General features: G+C 59.5%; 12 protein-coding genes. All 12 read left to right on the top strand.

Going from position 1 to position 15308, the window contains the following annotated elements:
• The first annotated feature begins 119 nt into the window (after nt 1-119).
• The 12 genes from purB to nuoH all read left to right on the top strand — a co-directional run bounded on the left by purB (nt 120) and on the right by nuoH (nt 15297).
• The gene (gene purB / locus AC1D2P_RS00210) at nt 120-1490 is read left to right on the top strand and encodes an adenylosuccinate lyase (RefSeq protein ID WP_109786599.1); all 1371 of its coding nucleotides are present in this window, start codon (nt 120-122) and stop codon (nt 1488-1490) included.
• Between the two features lie 86 nt (nt 1491-1576).
• Nucleotides 1577-2746 (top strand): ribosomal protein uL16 3-hydroxylase, encoded by a 1170-nt coding sequence (locus AC1D2P_RS00205; RefSeq protein WP_046032486.1) that lies wholly within the window; start codon nt 1577-1579, stop codon nt 2744-2746.
• Nucleotides 2739-3164 carry a GNAT family N-acetyltransferase gene (locus AC1D2P_RS00200; protein ID WP_046032487.1) on the top strand — a complete coding sequence of 142 codons (426 nt, stop codon included), beginning with the start codon at nt 2739-2741 and terminating at the stop codon, nt 3162-3164. The genes AC1D2P_RS00205 and AC1D2P_RS00200 overlap by 8 nt, the downstream gene beginning before the upstream one ends.
• 216 nt (nt 3165-3380) lie before the next feature.
• Nucleotides 3381-4142 carry a secretin N-terminal domain-containing protein gene (locus tag AC1D2P_RS00195; protein WP_223522553.1) on the top strand — a complete coding sequence of 254 codons (762 nt, stop codon included), beginning with the start codon at nt 3381-3383 and terminating at the stop codon, nt 4140-4142.
• A 475-nt stretch (nt 4143-4617) separates the two neighbouring features.
• Nucleotides 4618-5943 carry an isocitrate lyase gene (gene aceA / locus AC1D2P_RS00190; protein ID WP_477811284.1) on the top strand — a complete coding sequence of 442 codons (1326 nt, stop codon included), beginning with the start codon at nt 4618-4620 and terminating at the stop codon, nt 5941-5943.
• A 689-nt stretch (nt 5944-6632) separates the two neighbouring features.
• On the top strand, nt 6633-7046 hold the full coding sequence (locus AC1D2P_RS00185) for an NADH-quinone oxidoreductase subunit A (protein WP_003223812.1): 414 nt from the start codon (nt 6633-6635) through the stop codon (nt 7044-7046).
• A 10-nt stretch (nt 7047-7056) separates the two neighbouring features.
• Nucleotides 7057-7731 carry a NuoB/complex I 20 kDa subunit family protein gene (locus AC1D2P_RS00180; protein WP_007946424.1) on the top strand — a complete coding sequence of 225 codons (675 nt, stop codon included), beginning with the start codon at nt 7057-7059 and terminating at the stop codon, nt 7729-7731.
• Nucleotides 7732-7804: 73 nt separating this feature from the next.
• Nucleotides 7805-9589 carry an NADH-quinone oxidoreductase subunit C/D gene (gene nuoC / locus AC1D2P_RS00175; protein WP_046032489.1) on the top strand — a complete coding sequence of 595 codons (1785 nt, stop codon included), beginning with the start codon at nt 7805-7807 and terminating at the stop codon, nt 9587-9589.
• A 2-nt stretch (nt 9590-9591) separates the two neighbouring features.
• Complete coding sequence (gene nuoE / locus AC1D2P_RS00170; RefSeq protein WP_008020715.1) at nt 9592-10089, top strand: NADH-quinone oxidoreductase subunit NuoE; 498 nt, start codon at nt 9592-9594, stop codon at nt 10087-10089.
• A complete protein-coding gene (gene nuoF / locus AC1D2P_RS00165) occupies nt 10086-11441 on the top strand; it encodes an NADH-quinone oxidoreductase subunit NuoF (protein WP_477811283.1) in 1356 nt (451 codons plus the stop codon). The genes nuoE and nuoF overlap by 4 nt, the downstream gene beginning before the upstream one ends.
• 137 nt (nt 11442-11578) lie before the next feature.
• Entirely contained in the window at nt 11579-14293 is a 2715-nt protein-coding gene (nuoG, locus tag AC1D2P_RS00160; protein WP_223522551.1) for an NADH-quinone oxidoreductase subunit NuoG, read from the top strand.
• A complete protein-coding gene (nuoH, locus tag AC1D2P_RS00155) occupies nt 14290-15297 on the top strand; it encodes an NADH-quinone oxidoreductase subunit NuoH (protein WP_109786602.1) in 1008 nt (335 codons plus the stop codon). Before nuoG ends, nuoH begins: the two co-directional genes overlap by 4 nt.
• The last annotated feature ends 11 nt before the right edge of the window (nt 15298-15308 follow it).

Below are 15308 nucleotides of genomic sequence, written 5' to 3'. Positions count from 1 at the left end.
ATCGGCAGACCTTTACACCGAGTTACGCGTAATACGCCGGTCAGTTGGCGACGGACCGGCGGATTTTTTCATGTATGATACGCGCCCCATTTCGTTGCCCGACTGTCCGAGAACACCCCATGCAGCTTTCTTCGCTCACTGCGGTTTCCCCTGTTGACGGCCGCTACGCCGGCAAAACCCAGGCCCTGCGCCCAATTTTCAGCGAATACGGCCTGATCCGTGCTCGCGTTCTGGTTGAAGTGCGCTGGCTCCAGCGCCTGGCCGCTCATCCTGCCATCAGCGAAGTACCGGCGTTCTCCGCCGAAGCCAACGCTGTACTGAACACCCTGGCGGAAAACTTTTCTCTGGAGCACGCCGAGCGTGTCAAAGAGATCGAGCGCACCACCAACCATGACGTTAAAGCCATCGAATACCTGCTCAAAGAGCAAGCGGCCAAGCTGCCAGAACTGGCTGCCGTCAGCGAATTCATCCACTTTGCCTGCACCAGCGAGGACATCAACAACCTGTCCCACGCCCTGATGCTGCGCGAAGGCCGTGATGACGTGATGCTGCCGCTGATGCGTCAGACCGCCGAAGCCATCCGCGAACTGGCCATCCGTTTTGCCGACGTGCCAATGTTGTCGCGCACCCACGGTCAACCGGCTTCGCCGACCACCCTGGGCAAAGAGCTGGCGAACGTGGTGTACCGCCTGGAGCGTCAAATTGCTCAGGTCGCTGCCGTTCCGCTGTTGGGCAAGATCAACGGCGCTGTCGGCAACTACAACGCTCACCTGTCGGCCTACCCTGAGATCAACTGGGAAGAAAACGCCCGCGCTTTCATCGAAGACGAGCTGGGCCTGGGTTTCAACCCGTACACCACGCAGATCGAACCGCACGACTACATTGCCGAGCTGTTTGACGCCATCGCGCGCTTCAACACCATCCTGATCGACTTCGACCGCGACATCTGGGGCTACATCTCCCTGGGTTATTTCAAACAGCGCACCATCGCTGGCGAAATCGGTTCGTCGACCATGCCGCACAAGGTCAACCCGATCGACTTCGAAAACTCCGAAGGCAACCTGGGCATCGCCAACGCACTGTTCCAGCACCTGGCGAGCAAGCTGCCAATCTCCCGCTGGCAGCGCGACCTGACCGACTCCACCGTGCTGCGCAACCTCGGTGTCGGCTTCGCCCACAGCGTGATCGCGTACGAAGCCAGCCTCAAAGGCATCAGCAAGCTGGAGCTCAATGCCCAGAAGATCGCTGCCGACCTGGACGCTTGCTGGGAAGTATTGGCCGAGCCGATCCAGACCGTAATGCGCCGCTACAACATCGAAAACCCGTACGAAAAACTGAAAGAACTGACCCGCGGCAAGGGCATCAGCCCTGAAGCGTTGCAGACTTTCATCGACGGCCTGGACATGCCAGCCGCCGCCAAGGCCGAGCTGAAATTGCTCACCCCGGCGAACTACATCGGTAACGCTGTAGAGCAAGCCAAACGCATCTGATTGACCGCTTGCCCCGCTTGAGACGCCCGGCAGCGCCGGGCGTTTTTATTCCTGCCTCAAAAGTGCTTTTTTTCAATAGGTTACACATGAATCCTGACATTCCTCTTCAACTTCTGGGCGGTATCACGGCACGCGAGTTCCTGCGAGACTACTGGCAGAAAAAACCGCTGCTGATCCGCCAGGCGATTCCTGATTTCGAAAGCCCGATCGACGCCGACGAACTGGCCGGCCTGGCGCTGGAAGAAGAAGTCGAATCGCGCCTGGTGATCGAGCACGGCGAGCACCCTTGGGAATTGCGTCGCGGCCCGTTTGCCGAAGACGAGTTCAGCAAACTGCCGGAACGCGAGTGGACCCTGCTGGTTCAAGCGGTGGATCAGTTTGTGCCTGAAGTGAGCGAGCTGCTGGAACACTTCCGCTTTCTGCCGAGCTGGCGCGTTGACGACGTGATGATCAGTTTCGCCGCCCCAGGTGGCAGCGTCGGTCCACACTTCGACAACTACGACGTATTCCTGCTGCAAGGCCATGGCAAGCGCAACTGGAAAATCGGCCAGATGTGCGATTCCGAGAGCCCGCTGCTGCAACACGCCGACCTGCGCATCCTGGCGGAATTCGAAGAGACCGCTGAATGGGTCCTGGAACCGGGCGACATGCTGTATCTGCCGCCACGCCTGGCCCACTGCGGCGTGGCTGTCGATGATTGCATGACGTATTCCGTGGGTTTCCGTGCGCCGAGCGCCGCTGAAGTGTTGACCCACTTCACCGACTTCCTCAGCCAGTTCCTGACCGACGAAGAGCGTTACACCGACGCCGACGCCCTGCCAGCGGTTGATCCTCACCAGATCCAGCATGACGCTCTTGATCGCCTCAAAAGCCTGCTGGCCGAGCACATGAGCGACGAGCGTCTGCTGCTGACCTGGTTTGGCCAGTACATGACCGAGCCGCGCTATCCAGAACTGGTGGTCGGCCCGGAAGAGATCGAAGAAGACGACCTGCTCGCCAGCCTGGAGCAAGGTGCCGTACTGATCCGCAACCCAAGTGCGCGCCTGGCCTGGTCCGAAGTCGATGACGACCTGCTGCTGTTTGCCAGCGGCCAAAGCCGTTACCTGCCAGGCAAGCTGCGCGAACTGCTGAAGTTGATTTGCGCTGCCGACGCACTGCACATCGACAACCTCGGCGCGTGGCTGACCGATGAAGACGGTCGTGGCCTGCTGTGCGAACTGATCAAGCAAGGCAGCCTGGGGTTTGCTGATGAATAAAATTCACGTACGTGTCGCAGACTGGCAGAAGGATATCGCCGAGATCCGGCGCATTCGTGAGACGGTGTTCATCGCCGAGCAATCCGTTCCACCTGAGCTGGAATGGGATGCTGATGACGCAACCGCGGTGCATTTCCTGGCCTTCGAAGGCGACTTTCCGATAGGCACCGCCCGCCTGCTGCCCGATGGGCACATTGGCCGGGTCTCGGTACTCAAGGACTGGCGCGGCTTGAAGGTCGGCGATGCACTGATGCAAGCGGTGATCGGCGAAGCCGAAAAACGTGGGCTGAAGCAGCAAATGCTCAGCGCACAAGTGCAAGCCACGGCGTTCTATGAGCGCCTGGGTTTCAGCATGGTCAGCGAGGAGTTCCTGGAAGCCGGGATTCCGCATGTGGACATGGTGCGGCACTCCGCGTGAGACCGAAGCGCTGCCATCGCGGGCAAGCCCGGCTCCTACAGATTCAGCGCGATACCTGCAGGAGCCGAGCTTGCTGGCGATGAGGCCCGCAAGAACACACAAAACGCCCCACCATCTTCGGATGTCGGGGCGTTTTGCTGTCTAAAATTCAACTTGCCCCACGCCGGGCCGACAAACTGGCACTATCAACACTTCAAGATGTCGGAGATAACGGATATGTCCCTACGCACCCTGCTCACCACCTTGCTGTTGGCTTGCAGTTTTTCGGCCATGGCGGCCACCGAGATCGTGCCGCTGAGCTTCCGTACCAGTGCTGACATGCTGCCCATGGCGCAGGATTTCATTGGCAAGGAAGGACAGGTCAGCGCCTACGGCAATCAACTGATCATCAATGCCGATCAACGCAAAATCGACGAACTTAAAGCGCTGATCGCACAACTTGATACCCAGCCCAAACGCCTGCTGATCACCGTCGACACCAATGAAAACAACTTCCAGGGCGATCAGGGCTACTCGGTAAACGGCGCCAAGCCGAGCCAGACCCGAATCATCAATCACAGCACTGACAGCCGTGACGGCGGCATCCAACAGGTCCAGGCCAGCGAAGGCACCCCCGCACTGATTCAGGTGGGCCAGAGCGTTCCACTCATCAGCTCGCAAACCGACTCCTACGGTGATTTGCGCAGCCAGACCGAATACCGCAACGTCACTCAAGGCTTCTACGTCACCGCCAGCGTCACCGGCGACATCGTTCACCTGGCAATCAGCACAAACCGTGACCGCATGAGCCAGGAACGGCCCGATGTAGTGAACGTGCAAAGTACCGACACAACTGTCACCGGACGCCTCGGTGAGTGGATCCTGCTGGCCGGGATGAACGGCCAGACCCAGGCCGACAAACAGGCCATGACCCGCAGCTACTCAACCCAGAGTCGCAACGACATGACTTTGCGGGTGAAAGTCGACACCTTGGACTAAAGCACCAAAAACTGACTGATTAGTCTTATTAGACCAAAGATGTAGTGCTTAAAAAAAAGCACTACAAAACGTTTGACGATCGAAAAAAGCAAAGGCATGATGGCCTCGCTCCCGCTAATCAGAGGCCCTGGCAAGGGCCTTCGAGGCGATGCTCGCACCTACCCCGCGAGCCGCTTCGTGTCTGTACCGCCCACAAGGTGTGTTTGACGAGGTTGCCGACTGGAACGAAGTTGTCCCGAGGGACGGAAGCGTAATTAGGTAACCCGGCTACTCACTGTAGTTCGCACCAAGGCCCACGATGCCCGAATGCGCTCGCCAGCTCGCCCTTACCTGCTCACTTCCCCTCGAGCCCATCGTTCATCCCGTCGCCACCCCCGCCAAATCCGACTTGACCGCCAAAGCTTCTGGTCAGCGCGCAGCATGAATTTTCCACAGCAGCACAACTTTCCGTAAAGACGCGACGAGGTTTATCTCCATGGCACTGACACGCGAACAGCAAATTGCAGCCCTCGAAAAAGACTGGGCTGAAAACCCACGCTGGAAAGGCGTGACACGCGCTTACTCCGCTGCTGACGTCGTCCGCCTGCGTGGCTCGGTTCAACCTGAGCACACCTTTGCAAAACTGGGCGCCGAGAAGCTCTGGAACCTGGTTACCCAGGGTGCCAAGCCGTCCTTCCGCCCTGAGAAAGATTTCGTTAACTGCATGGGCGCCCTGACCGGCGGCCAGGCTGTACAACAAGTTAAAGCCGGTATCCAGGCGATCTACCTGTCGGGCTGGCAGGTTGCGGCGGACAACAACTCCGCTGAATCGATGTACCCGGATCAGTCGCTGTACCCGGTGGATTCGGTTCCAACCGTGGTCAAGCGCATCAACAACTCGTTCCGTCGTGCTGACCAGATCCAGTGGAAAGCCGGCAAAGGCCCGGGCGACGAAGGCTACATCGACTACTTCGCTCCGATCGTAGCTGACGCCGAAGCCGGTTTCGGCGGCGTACTGAACGCTTACGAGCTGATGAAGAGCATGATCGAAGCAGGCGCCGCCGGCGTTCACTTCGAAGACCAACTGGCTTCGGTGAAAAAATGCGGCCACATGGGCGGCAAGGTACTGGTTCCTACCCAGGAAGCCGTACAGAAGCTGACCGCTGCTCGCCTGGCCGCTGACGTTGCCGGTACTCCGACCATCATTCTGGCCCGTACCGACGCTAACGCAGCTGACCTGCTGACTTCCGATTGCGACCCGTACGACCAGCCGTTCGTCACTGGCGAACGTACCCAGGAAGGCTTCTACAAAGTGCGCGCCGGTCTGGACCAGGCCATCGCTCGCGGCCTGGCTTACGCTCCGTACGCCGACCTGATCTGGTGCGAAACCGCCAAGCCAGACCTGGACGAGGCTCGTCGCTTCGCTGAAGCGATCAAAAAGGAATACCCGGACCAACTGCTGTCGTACAACTGCTCGCCTTCCTTCAACTGGAAGAAAAACCTGGACGACGCGACCATCGCCAAGTTCCAGCGCGAACTGTCCGCCATGGGTTACAAGCACCAGTTCATCACCCTGGCCGGCATTCACAACATGTGGCACAGCATGTTCAACCTGGCGCACGACTACGCCCGCAACGACATGACTGCCTACGTGAAGCTGCAAGAGCAAGAGTTCGCTGACGCTGCCAAGGGTTACACCTTCGTGGCTCACCAGCAGGAAGTGGGCACCGGCTACTTCRACGACATGACCACCGTGATTCAGGGCGGCTCGTCTTCGGTAACCGCACTGACCGGTTCGACTGAAGAAGAACAGTTCCACTGATCTGCTTCACCTGAACAAGTGGCCGCTGCGGACCGAGTAAAAAGCTAACCGCAACGCTGCACATCTGACGCCCCGACTGGTTCGGGGCGTTTTTTTGCCTGTGATTTGTAGGCCATCACAACCCTGTAGCAGCTGCCGAAGGCTGCGTTCGAGGACGAAGTCCTCGCGAAACCATCCACCGTGTTGTGCCTGTTTCACCGTGCACTCGGGTTTTACGACTGCTGCGCAGTCGAACGCAGCCTTCGGCAGCTGCTACAGGGATCGTGCACGCCGGATTTTGTGCGGAAAATCATTGATCCTGAGCATTTTCCCGATTAGGAAAACAGGGTAAAACAACCCCGCTCGCTACTTGCAGTAACGCGCATGTAAGACAACTTCCCGGCCCCAACCCGGATAACCAGTTTAAAAACCACCGCAAACAATATTGATTATCATTTAGCTGCAGCTATGTTCGTTACGCGCTGCGCAAAACATAATTAATGAAATCCCGGCTAATGCCCGAAGCGCATGGGCTGCGGGGCTTTGGAGGTGCGCTATGTCCTTATTCCTATAAATAATTTCGCTATAGGAATTTTACTTGCTGGGTGTTTAGCCATAAAATCAGCGGGATTGATTGCTGCGACATATCGTCACTGCGTTGTTACTTTTTTAAGCTCAGAGACCTTTGCTCTCTGTTAAGGATTACCAGCATGCCCGAAGCGACAGGACTCATGGCCCACAACTGGGGCTTTGCCATTTTCCTTCTGGGCGTCGTCGGCCTTTGCGCCTTCATGCTCGGCGTTTCCAGCCTCCTCGGGTCAAAAGCCTGGGGCCGTAGCAAAAACGAACCGTTCGAATCCGGCATGCTGCCTACAGGTGGCGCCCGTCTGCGGCTCTCAGCCAAATTCTATCTGGTCGCGATGCTCTTCGTGATCTTCGATATCGAAGCCCTCTTTCTCTTTGCATGGTCTGTGTCCGTCCGCGAAAGCGGCTGGACCGGATTCGTCGAAGCTCTCGTTTTCATAGCAATTCTGTTGGCAGGCCTTGTCTACCTATTCCGAGTGGGCGCCCTTGACTGGGCTCCGGAAGCTCGTCGTAAGCGACAAGCGAAGCTGAAACAATGAGGCTTTGGCAATGCAATACAATCTCACCAGGATCGACCCCGATGCTCCTAACGAGCAGTATCCGATTGGCGAACGGGAAACCGTTTCCGATCCGTTAGAAGATCAAGTCCACAAAAACATTTTCATGGGCAAGCTCGAAGACGTGCTTAACGGCACGATCAACTGGGGGCGCAAGAACTCCCTGTGGCCGTATAACTTCGGTCTTTCGTGCTGCTACGTGGAAATGACCACCGCCTTCACGGCGCCCCACGACATCGCGCGCTTTGGCGCCGAGGTTATCCGGGCATCGCCGCGTCAGGCGGATTTCATGGTTATCGCCGGTACCTGCTTCATCAAGATGGCGCCGATCATTCAGCGTCTCTACGAGCAAATGCTCGAACCTAAATGGGTTATCTCCATGGGTTCGTGCGCCAACTCCGGTGGCATGTACGACATCTACTCCGTCGTTCAAGGGGTGGACAAGTTCCTGCCCGTGGACGTCTACGTGCCTGGCTGCCCGCCCCGCCCTGAAGCTTTTCTGCAAGGTTTGATGCTCTTGCAAGAGTCGATTGGACAGGAGCGTCGTCCGCTTTCCTGGGTCGTTGGTGATCAAGGCGTGTATCGCGCCGAGATGCCTTCCGAAAAGGAAAAGCGCCGCGAACAGCGAATCGCAGTCACCAACCTGCGCAGCCCCGACGAAGTCTGATCCAGATCTGCTTCTTTCTATAGAACGAGAACCTGGCTTCATTCTTTACGTTGACCGAAAGCGATAAATAACCATGACTACAGGCAGTGCTCTGTACATCCCGCCTTACAAGGCAGACGACCAGGATGTGGTCGTCGAACTGAACAACCGTTTTGGCCCGGAGGCGTTCACCGCCCAACCTACCCGCACCGGCATGCCGGTGCTTTGGGTTGCGCGTGCCAAACTCGTCGAAGTCCTGACATTCCTGCGTAACCTGCCCAAGCCGTACGTCATGCTCTATGACCTGCACGGCGTGGACGAGCGTCTGCGCACCAAGCGTCAAGGGCTGCCAAGTGGCGCCGACTTCACTGTGTTCTACCACTTGATGTCGATCGAACGTAATAGTGACGTAATGATCAAGGTCGCCTTGTCCGAGGGCGACCTCAACGTGCCGACCGTGACCGGTCTGTGGCCGAACGCCAACTGGTACGAGCGTGAAGTGTGGGACATGTACGGCATCAACTTTGCCGGTCACCCGCACCTGACCCGCATCATGATGCCGCCGACCTGGGAAGGTCACCCGCTGCGCAAGGACTTCCCGGCCCGTGCCACCGAGTTCGACCCGTTCACCCTGAACCTGGCCAAGCAACAGCTTGAGGAAGAAGCCGCGCGCTTCAAGCCTGAAGACTGGGGCATGAAGCGTTCCGGTGCGAACGAGGACTACATGTTCCTCAACCTCGGTCCCAACCACCCTTCCGCGCACGGTGCGTTCCGCATCATCCTGCAGCTGGACGGTGAAGAGATCGTCGACTGCGTGCCGGACGTCGGTTACCACCACCGTGGTGCCGAGAAAATGGCCGAGCGTCAGTCCTGGCATAGTTTCATCCCGTACACCGACCGTATCGACTACCTCGGCGGCGTGATGAACAACCTGCCGTACGTGCTCTCGGTCGAGAAGCTGGCCGGCATCAAGGTGCCCGAGAAGGTCGACGTCATCCGCATCATGATGGCCGAGTTCTTCCGTATCACCAGCCACCTGCTGTTCCTGGGGACTTACATCCAGGACGTCGGCGCCATGACCCCGGTGTTCTTCACGTTCACCGACCGTCAGAAGGCGTACACGGTGATCGAAGCCATTACCGGTTTCCGTCTGCACCCGGCCTGGTACCGCATTGGTGGCGTCGCTCACGACCTGCCGCGCGGCTGGGAAAAACTGGTGAAAGACTTCGTCGAGTGGATGCCAAAGCGACTGGACGAATACCAGAAAGCCGCCCTGGACAACAGCATCCTGCGTGGCCGGACCATCGGCGTCGCCGCCTACAACACCAAGGAAGCCCTGGAATGGGGCGTCACCGGTGCCGGCCTGCGTTCGACCGGTTGCGACTTCGACCTGCGTAAAGCTCGTCCATACTCCGGTTACGAAAACTTCGAATTCGAAGTGCCGCTGGCGGCCAACGGCGATGCCTACGACCGCTGCATTGTGCGCGTCGAAGAAATGCGCCAGAGCATCAAGATCATCGAGCAGTGCATGCGCAACATGCCGGAAGGCCCGTACAAGGCGGATCACCCGCTGACCACGCCGCCGCCGAAAGAGCGCACGCTGCAACACATCGAGACCCTGATCACGCACTTCCTGCAAGTTTCGTGGGGCCCGGTCATGCCGGCCAACGAATCCTTCCAGATGATCGAAGCGACCAAGGGCATCAACAGTTATTACCTGACGAGCGATGGCGGCACCATGAGCTACCGCACCCGGATTCGTACCCCAAGCTTCCCGCACCTGCAGCAGATCCCTTCGGTGATCAAAGGCAGCATGGTCGCGGACTTGATTGCGTACCTGGGTAGTATCGATTTCGTTATGGCCGACGTGGACCGCTAAGCATGAACAGCACGCTTATCCAGACAGACCGTTTCACCTTGAGTGAAACCGAGCGCTCGGCCATCGAGCACGAGCTGCATCACTACGAAGACCCGCGCGCGGCGTCGATCGAAGCCCTGAAGATCGTCCAGAAGGAACGTGGCTGGGTGCCGGACGGCGCCTTGTACGCCATCGGCGAGATCCTCGGCATTCCGGCCAGCGACGTTGAAGGCGTGGCTACGTTCTATAGCCAGATCTTCCGTCAGCCAGTGGGCCGTCACATCATTCGCGTCTGCGACAGCATGGTCTGCTACATCGGCGGCCACGAGTCCGTGGTCAGCGAAATCCAGAGCAAGCTGGGCATCGGCCTGGGTCAGACCACCGCCGACGGTCGTTTCACCCTGCTGCCGGTCTGCTGCCTCGGCAACTGCGACAAGGCGCCGGCGTTGATGATCGACGACGACACTTTCGGTGATGTGCAGCCTGCCGGCGTTGCCAAATTGCTCGAGGGCTACGTATGACCCTGACTTCCTTCGGTCCTGCCAACCGCATCAAGCGTTCGGCCGAGACTCACCCGTTGACCTGGCGTCTGCGTGACGACGGCGAAGCCGTGTGGCTCGACGAGTACCAGGCCAAGAACGGTTACGCCGCAGCGCGCAAGGCCTTCGCCGACATGGCTCAGGACGATATCGTCCAGACCGTGAAAGACTCCGGCCTCAAAGGTCGCGGCGGTGCAGGCTTCCCCACTGGCGTGAAGTGGGGCCTGATGCCCAAAGACGAATCCATCAAMATCCGTTACCTGCTGTGCAACGCGGATGAAATGGAACCGAACACCTGGAAAGACCGCATGCTGATGGAGCAACTGCCCCATCTGCTGATCGAAGGCATGCTGATCAGTGCTCGCGCGCTGAAAACCTACCGTGGCTACATCTTCCTGCGTGGCGAGTACACCACCGCCGCCAAGCACCTGAACCGTGCCGTGGAAGAAGCCAAGGCAGCAGGCCTTTTGGGCAAGAACATCCTGGGCAGCGGCTTCGATTTCGAGCTGTTCGTCCACACCGGTGCCGGGCGTTACATCTGCGGTGAAGAAACCGCACTGATCAACTCCCTCGAAGGCCGCCGCGCCAACCCACGCTCCAAGCCGCCCTTCCCTGCCGCCGTTGGCGTGTGGGGCAAGCCGACGTGCGTGAACAACGTCGAGACCCTGTGCAACGTGCCGGCGATCATTGCCGACGGCGTGGACTGGTACAAATCGTTGGCCCGCGAAGGCAGTGAAGACATGGGCACCAAGCTCATGGGCTTCTCCGGCAAGGTCAAGAACCCGGGCCTGTGGGAATTGCCGTTCGGCGTCACCGGTCGCGAGTTGTTCGAAGACTACGCGGGCGGCATGCGCGACGGTTACAAGCTCAAGGCCTGGCAGCCAGGCGGCGCCGGTACCGGTTTCCTGTTGCCGGAACACCTGGACGCACAAATGTACGCCGGCGGCATCGCCAAGGTGGGCACCCGTATGGGTACTGGCCTGGCCATGGCGGTCGACGACAGCGTCAATATGGTTTCCCTGCTGCGCAACATGGAAGAGTTCTTCTCCCGCGAATCCTGCGGCTTCTGCACCCCGTGCCGTGATGGTTTGCCGTGGAGCGTCAAGCTCCTGCGTGCGATCGAGAACGGTGAAGGGCAAGCCGGCGACATCGAGACCCTGCTGGGTCTGGTCGGCTTCCTCGGCCCAGGCAAGACCTTCTGTGCTCACGCACCGGGCGCCGTGGAGCCGTTGGGCAGCGCAATCAAATACTTCCGCCATGAGTTCGAAGCCGGCATCGCGCCTGTCAGCGCCGTCGTCCCGCCTCTGGCAAGGCCGATCGTAGTCGGCGCTTAACGCTTAAAAAAGGTGAACGGTCCGTGCCGTTCGCCTTCTCGTGTGATGACGCCTTGAACGGCTGTGTTGATTCACGCGAATAACAAGATTCCATTAGCCACGCCCGCTGACACCGGGCCAACGAAGAACTTTGAACCATGGCCACTATCCACGTAGACGGCAAAGAGCTCGAAGTCGATGGGGCAGACAACCTGTTACAGGCATGTCTGTCGCTAGGCCTCGATATCCCGTATTTCTGCTGGCACCCAGCCCTAGGCAGCGTTGGCGCTTGCCGCCAGTGCGCGGTCAAGCAGTACACCGACGAAAACGACACCCGCGGTCGTATCGTCATGTCCTGCATGACCCCTGCAACCGATGGCACCTGGATCTCCATCGAAGATGAAGAATCCAAAGCCTTCCGCGCCAGTGTTGTTGAATGGCTGATGACCAACCACCCGCACGACTGCCCTGTGTGCGAAGAAGGCGGTCACTGCCACCTGCAAGACATGACGGTAATGACCGGCCACAACGAGCGCCGTTACCGCTTCACCAAGCGTACTCACCAGAACCAGCAACTGGGCCCGTTCATTTCCCACGAAATGAACCGCTGCATCGCTTGCTACCGCTGCGTGCGCTTCTATAAGGATTACGCCGGCGGCACCGACTTGGGTGTATTCGGCGCCCACGACAACGTGTACTTCGGTCGCGTTGAAGACGGCACCCTGGAAAGCGAGTTCTCCGGCAACCTCACCGAGGTCTGCCCGACCGGTGTGTTCACCGACAAGACTCACTCCGAGCGCTACAACCGCAAGTGGGACATGCAGTTCTCGCCGAGCATCTGCCATGGCTGCTCCAGCGGTTGCAACATCTCCCCGGGCGAGCGTTACGGCGAACTGCGTCGTATCGAAAACCGTTTCAACGGTTCGGTAAACCAGTACTTCCTGTGCGACCGTGGCCGTTTTGGCTATGGCTACGTCAACCGCGAAGACCGCCCGCGTCAGCCACTGCTGGCCAACGGCGCCAAGCTGAGCCTCGACGAAGCGCTGGACAAAGCCGCTGACCTGCTGCGCGGTCGCAACATCGTCGGTATCGGTTCGCCACGTGCCAGCCTCGAAAGCAACTACGCGTTGCGCGAACTGGTCGGCGCCGAGCACTTCTACTCCGGTATCGAAGCGGCCGAGCTGGAGCGCATTCGTCTGGTCATGCAGGTGTTGAAAGACAGCCCGCTGCCGATCCCGAACATGCGCGACATCGAAGACCACGACGCCGTGTTCGTCCTCGGTGAAGACCTGACCCAGACCGCAGCCCGCATGGCCCTGTCCCTGCGTCAATCGGTCAAAGGCAAAGCCGAAGACATGGCCGACGCCATGCGCGTTCAGCCTTGGCTCGACGCCGCCGTGAAGAACATCGGTCAGCACGCGATGAACCCGCTGTTCATCGCCAGCCTGGCTGAAACCAAGCTCGACGACATCGCCGAAGAGTGCGTTCACGCCGCTCCCGACGACCTGGCCCGCATCGGTTTCGCCGTGGCTCACGCCCTCGACGCCAGCGCTCCGGCCGTTGAAGGCCTGGACGCTGAAGCCCTCGAACTGGCCAAGCGCATTGCCGACGCCCTGCTCGCCGCCAAGCGTCCATTGATCATCGCCGGTACTTCCCTGGGCTCCAAAGCCTTGATCGAAGCTGCCGCGAACATCGCCAAGGCTCTGAAGCTGCGCGAGAAGAACGGTTCCATCAGCCTGATCGTGCCAGAGGCCAACAGCCTCGGCCTGGCCATGCTCGGTGGCGAATCGGTCGACGCCGCGCTGCAAGCCGTGATCGACGGTAAAGCCGACGCCATCGTCGTGCTGGAAAACGATCTGTACACCCGAACCGACAAAGCTAAAGTCGATGCTGCCCTGACCGCCGCCAAAGTGCTGATCGTCGCCGACCACCAGAAGACTGCCACCAGCGATCGCGCGCACCTGGTTCTGCCAGCCGCCAGCTTCGCTGAAGGCGACGGTACTCTGGTCAGCCAGGAAGGCCGCGCCCAGCGCTTCTTCCAGGTGTTTGATCCGAAGTACATGGACGCGAGCATCCTGGTTCACGAAGGCTGGCGCTGGCTGCATGCCCTGCGCGCAACCCTGTTGAACCAGCCGATCGACTGGACCCAACTGGACCACGTCACCGCCGCCGTTGCTTCCAGCACTTCGATTCTGAACCCCATCGTCGATGCCGCACCGTCCGCCTCGTTCCGCATCAAAGGCATGAAGCTGGCCCGCGAACCGCTGCGTTACTCCGGTCGTACCGCCATGCGCGCCGACATCAACGTGCACGAACCGCGTACTCCGCAAGACAACGACACCGCGTTCAACTTCTCGATGGAAGGTTACTCGGGCTCGGTCGAACCACGTCAGCAAGTGCCATTCGCCTGGTCTCCGGGCTGGAACTCGCCGCAAGCCTGGAACAAGTTCCAGGACGAAGTCGGTGGTCACATCCGCGCTGGCGACCCGGGCACCCGCCTGATCGAAAGCACCGGTGACTCGCTGAACTGGTTCGCCAGTGTTCCGCGCGCGTTCAACCCGGCTCCGGGCACCTGGCAGGTTGTGCCGTTCTTCCACCTGTTCGGCAGCGAAGAGACCTCTTCGAAAGCCGCGCCGGTTCAGGAACGCATTCCAGCCGCCTACGTCGCTTTGGCCAAGTCCGAAGCCGACCGCCTGGGTGTCAACGACGGCGCCATGCTCAGCTTGAACGTCGCTGGCCAGACCTTGCGTCTGCCGCTGCGCATCAACGAAGAACTGGGTGCCGGTCTGGTTGCATTGCCTGCGGGCATCGCCGGCATTCCGCCAGCGATCTTTGGCAAATCCGTTGATGGTCTGCAGGAGGCAGCGCAATGACTTGGTTCACTCCTGAAGTGATCGCCGTGATCATCTCGGTCATCCAGGCCATCGTGATTCTGCTCGCCGTGGTGGTGTGCGGCGCGCTGCTGAGCTGGGTCGAGCGTCGTTTGCTCGCCCTCTGGCAGGACCGTTACGGTCCGAACCGCGTCGGCCCGTTCGGCGCGTTCCAGATCGCGGCCGACATGATCAAGATGTTCTTCAAGGAGGACTGGACCCCGCCGTTCGCCGACAAGATGATCTTCACCCTGGCACCGGTCGTGGCCATGAGCGCCCTGCTGATTGCCTTCGCGATCATCCCGATCACCCCGACCTGGGGCGTGGCGGATCTGAACATCGGTATCCTGTTCTTCTTCGCCATGGCCGGTCTGTCGGTCTACGCGGTGTTGTTCGCCGGTTGGTCGAGTAACAACAAGTTCGCCCTGCTGGGCAGCTTGCGGGCCTCGGCGCAAACTGTGTCGTACGAAGTGTTCATGGGCCTGTCGCTGATGGGCATCGTGATCCAGGTCGGCTCGTTCAACATGCGCGACATCGTTGATTACCAGGCTCAGAACCTGTGGTTCATCATTCCGCAGATCTTCGGTTTCCTGACCTTCTTCATCGCTGGCGTGGCCGTGACTCACCGTCACCCGTTCGACCAGCCGGAAGCGGAACAAGAACTGGCCGACGGTTACCACATTGAATACGCCGGCATGAAATGGGGCATGTTCTTCGTCGGTGAGTACATCGGCATCGTGCTGATCTCGGCGCTGCTGGTGACCTTGTTCTTCGGTGGCTGGCACGGCCCGTTCGGCATCCTGCCGCAGATCCCGTTCATCTGGTTTGCACTGAAAACCGCGTTCTTCATCATGATCTTCATCCTGCTGCGCGCCTCGATTCCGCGCCCACGGTATGACCAAGTGATGGACTTCAGCTGGAAGTTCTGCCTGCCGCTGACCCTCGTCAACATGCTGGTGACCGCTGCGATCGTGTTGCTCAACACGCCCGCCGTCGCGGCTCAGTGAGGATAGAGAAT

The organism is Pseudomonas sp. P1_F1_2 (assembly GCF_056405815.1).
The sequence above is the reverse complement of the archived record's forward strand: the minus strand, read 5'-3'. Positions and strand labels throughout refer to the sequence as shown.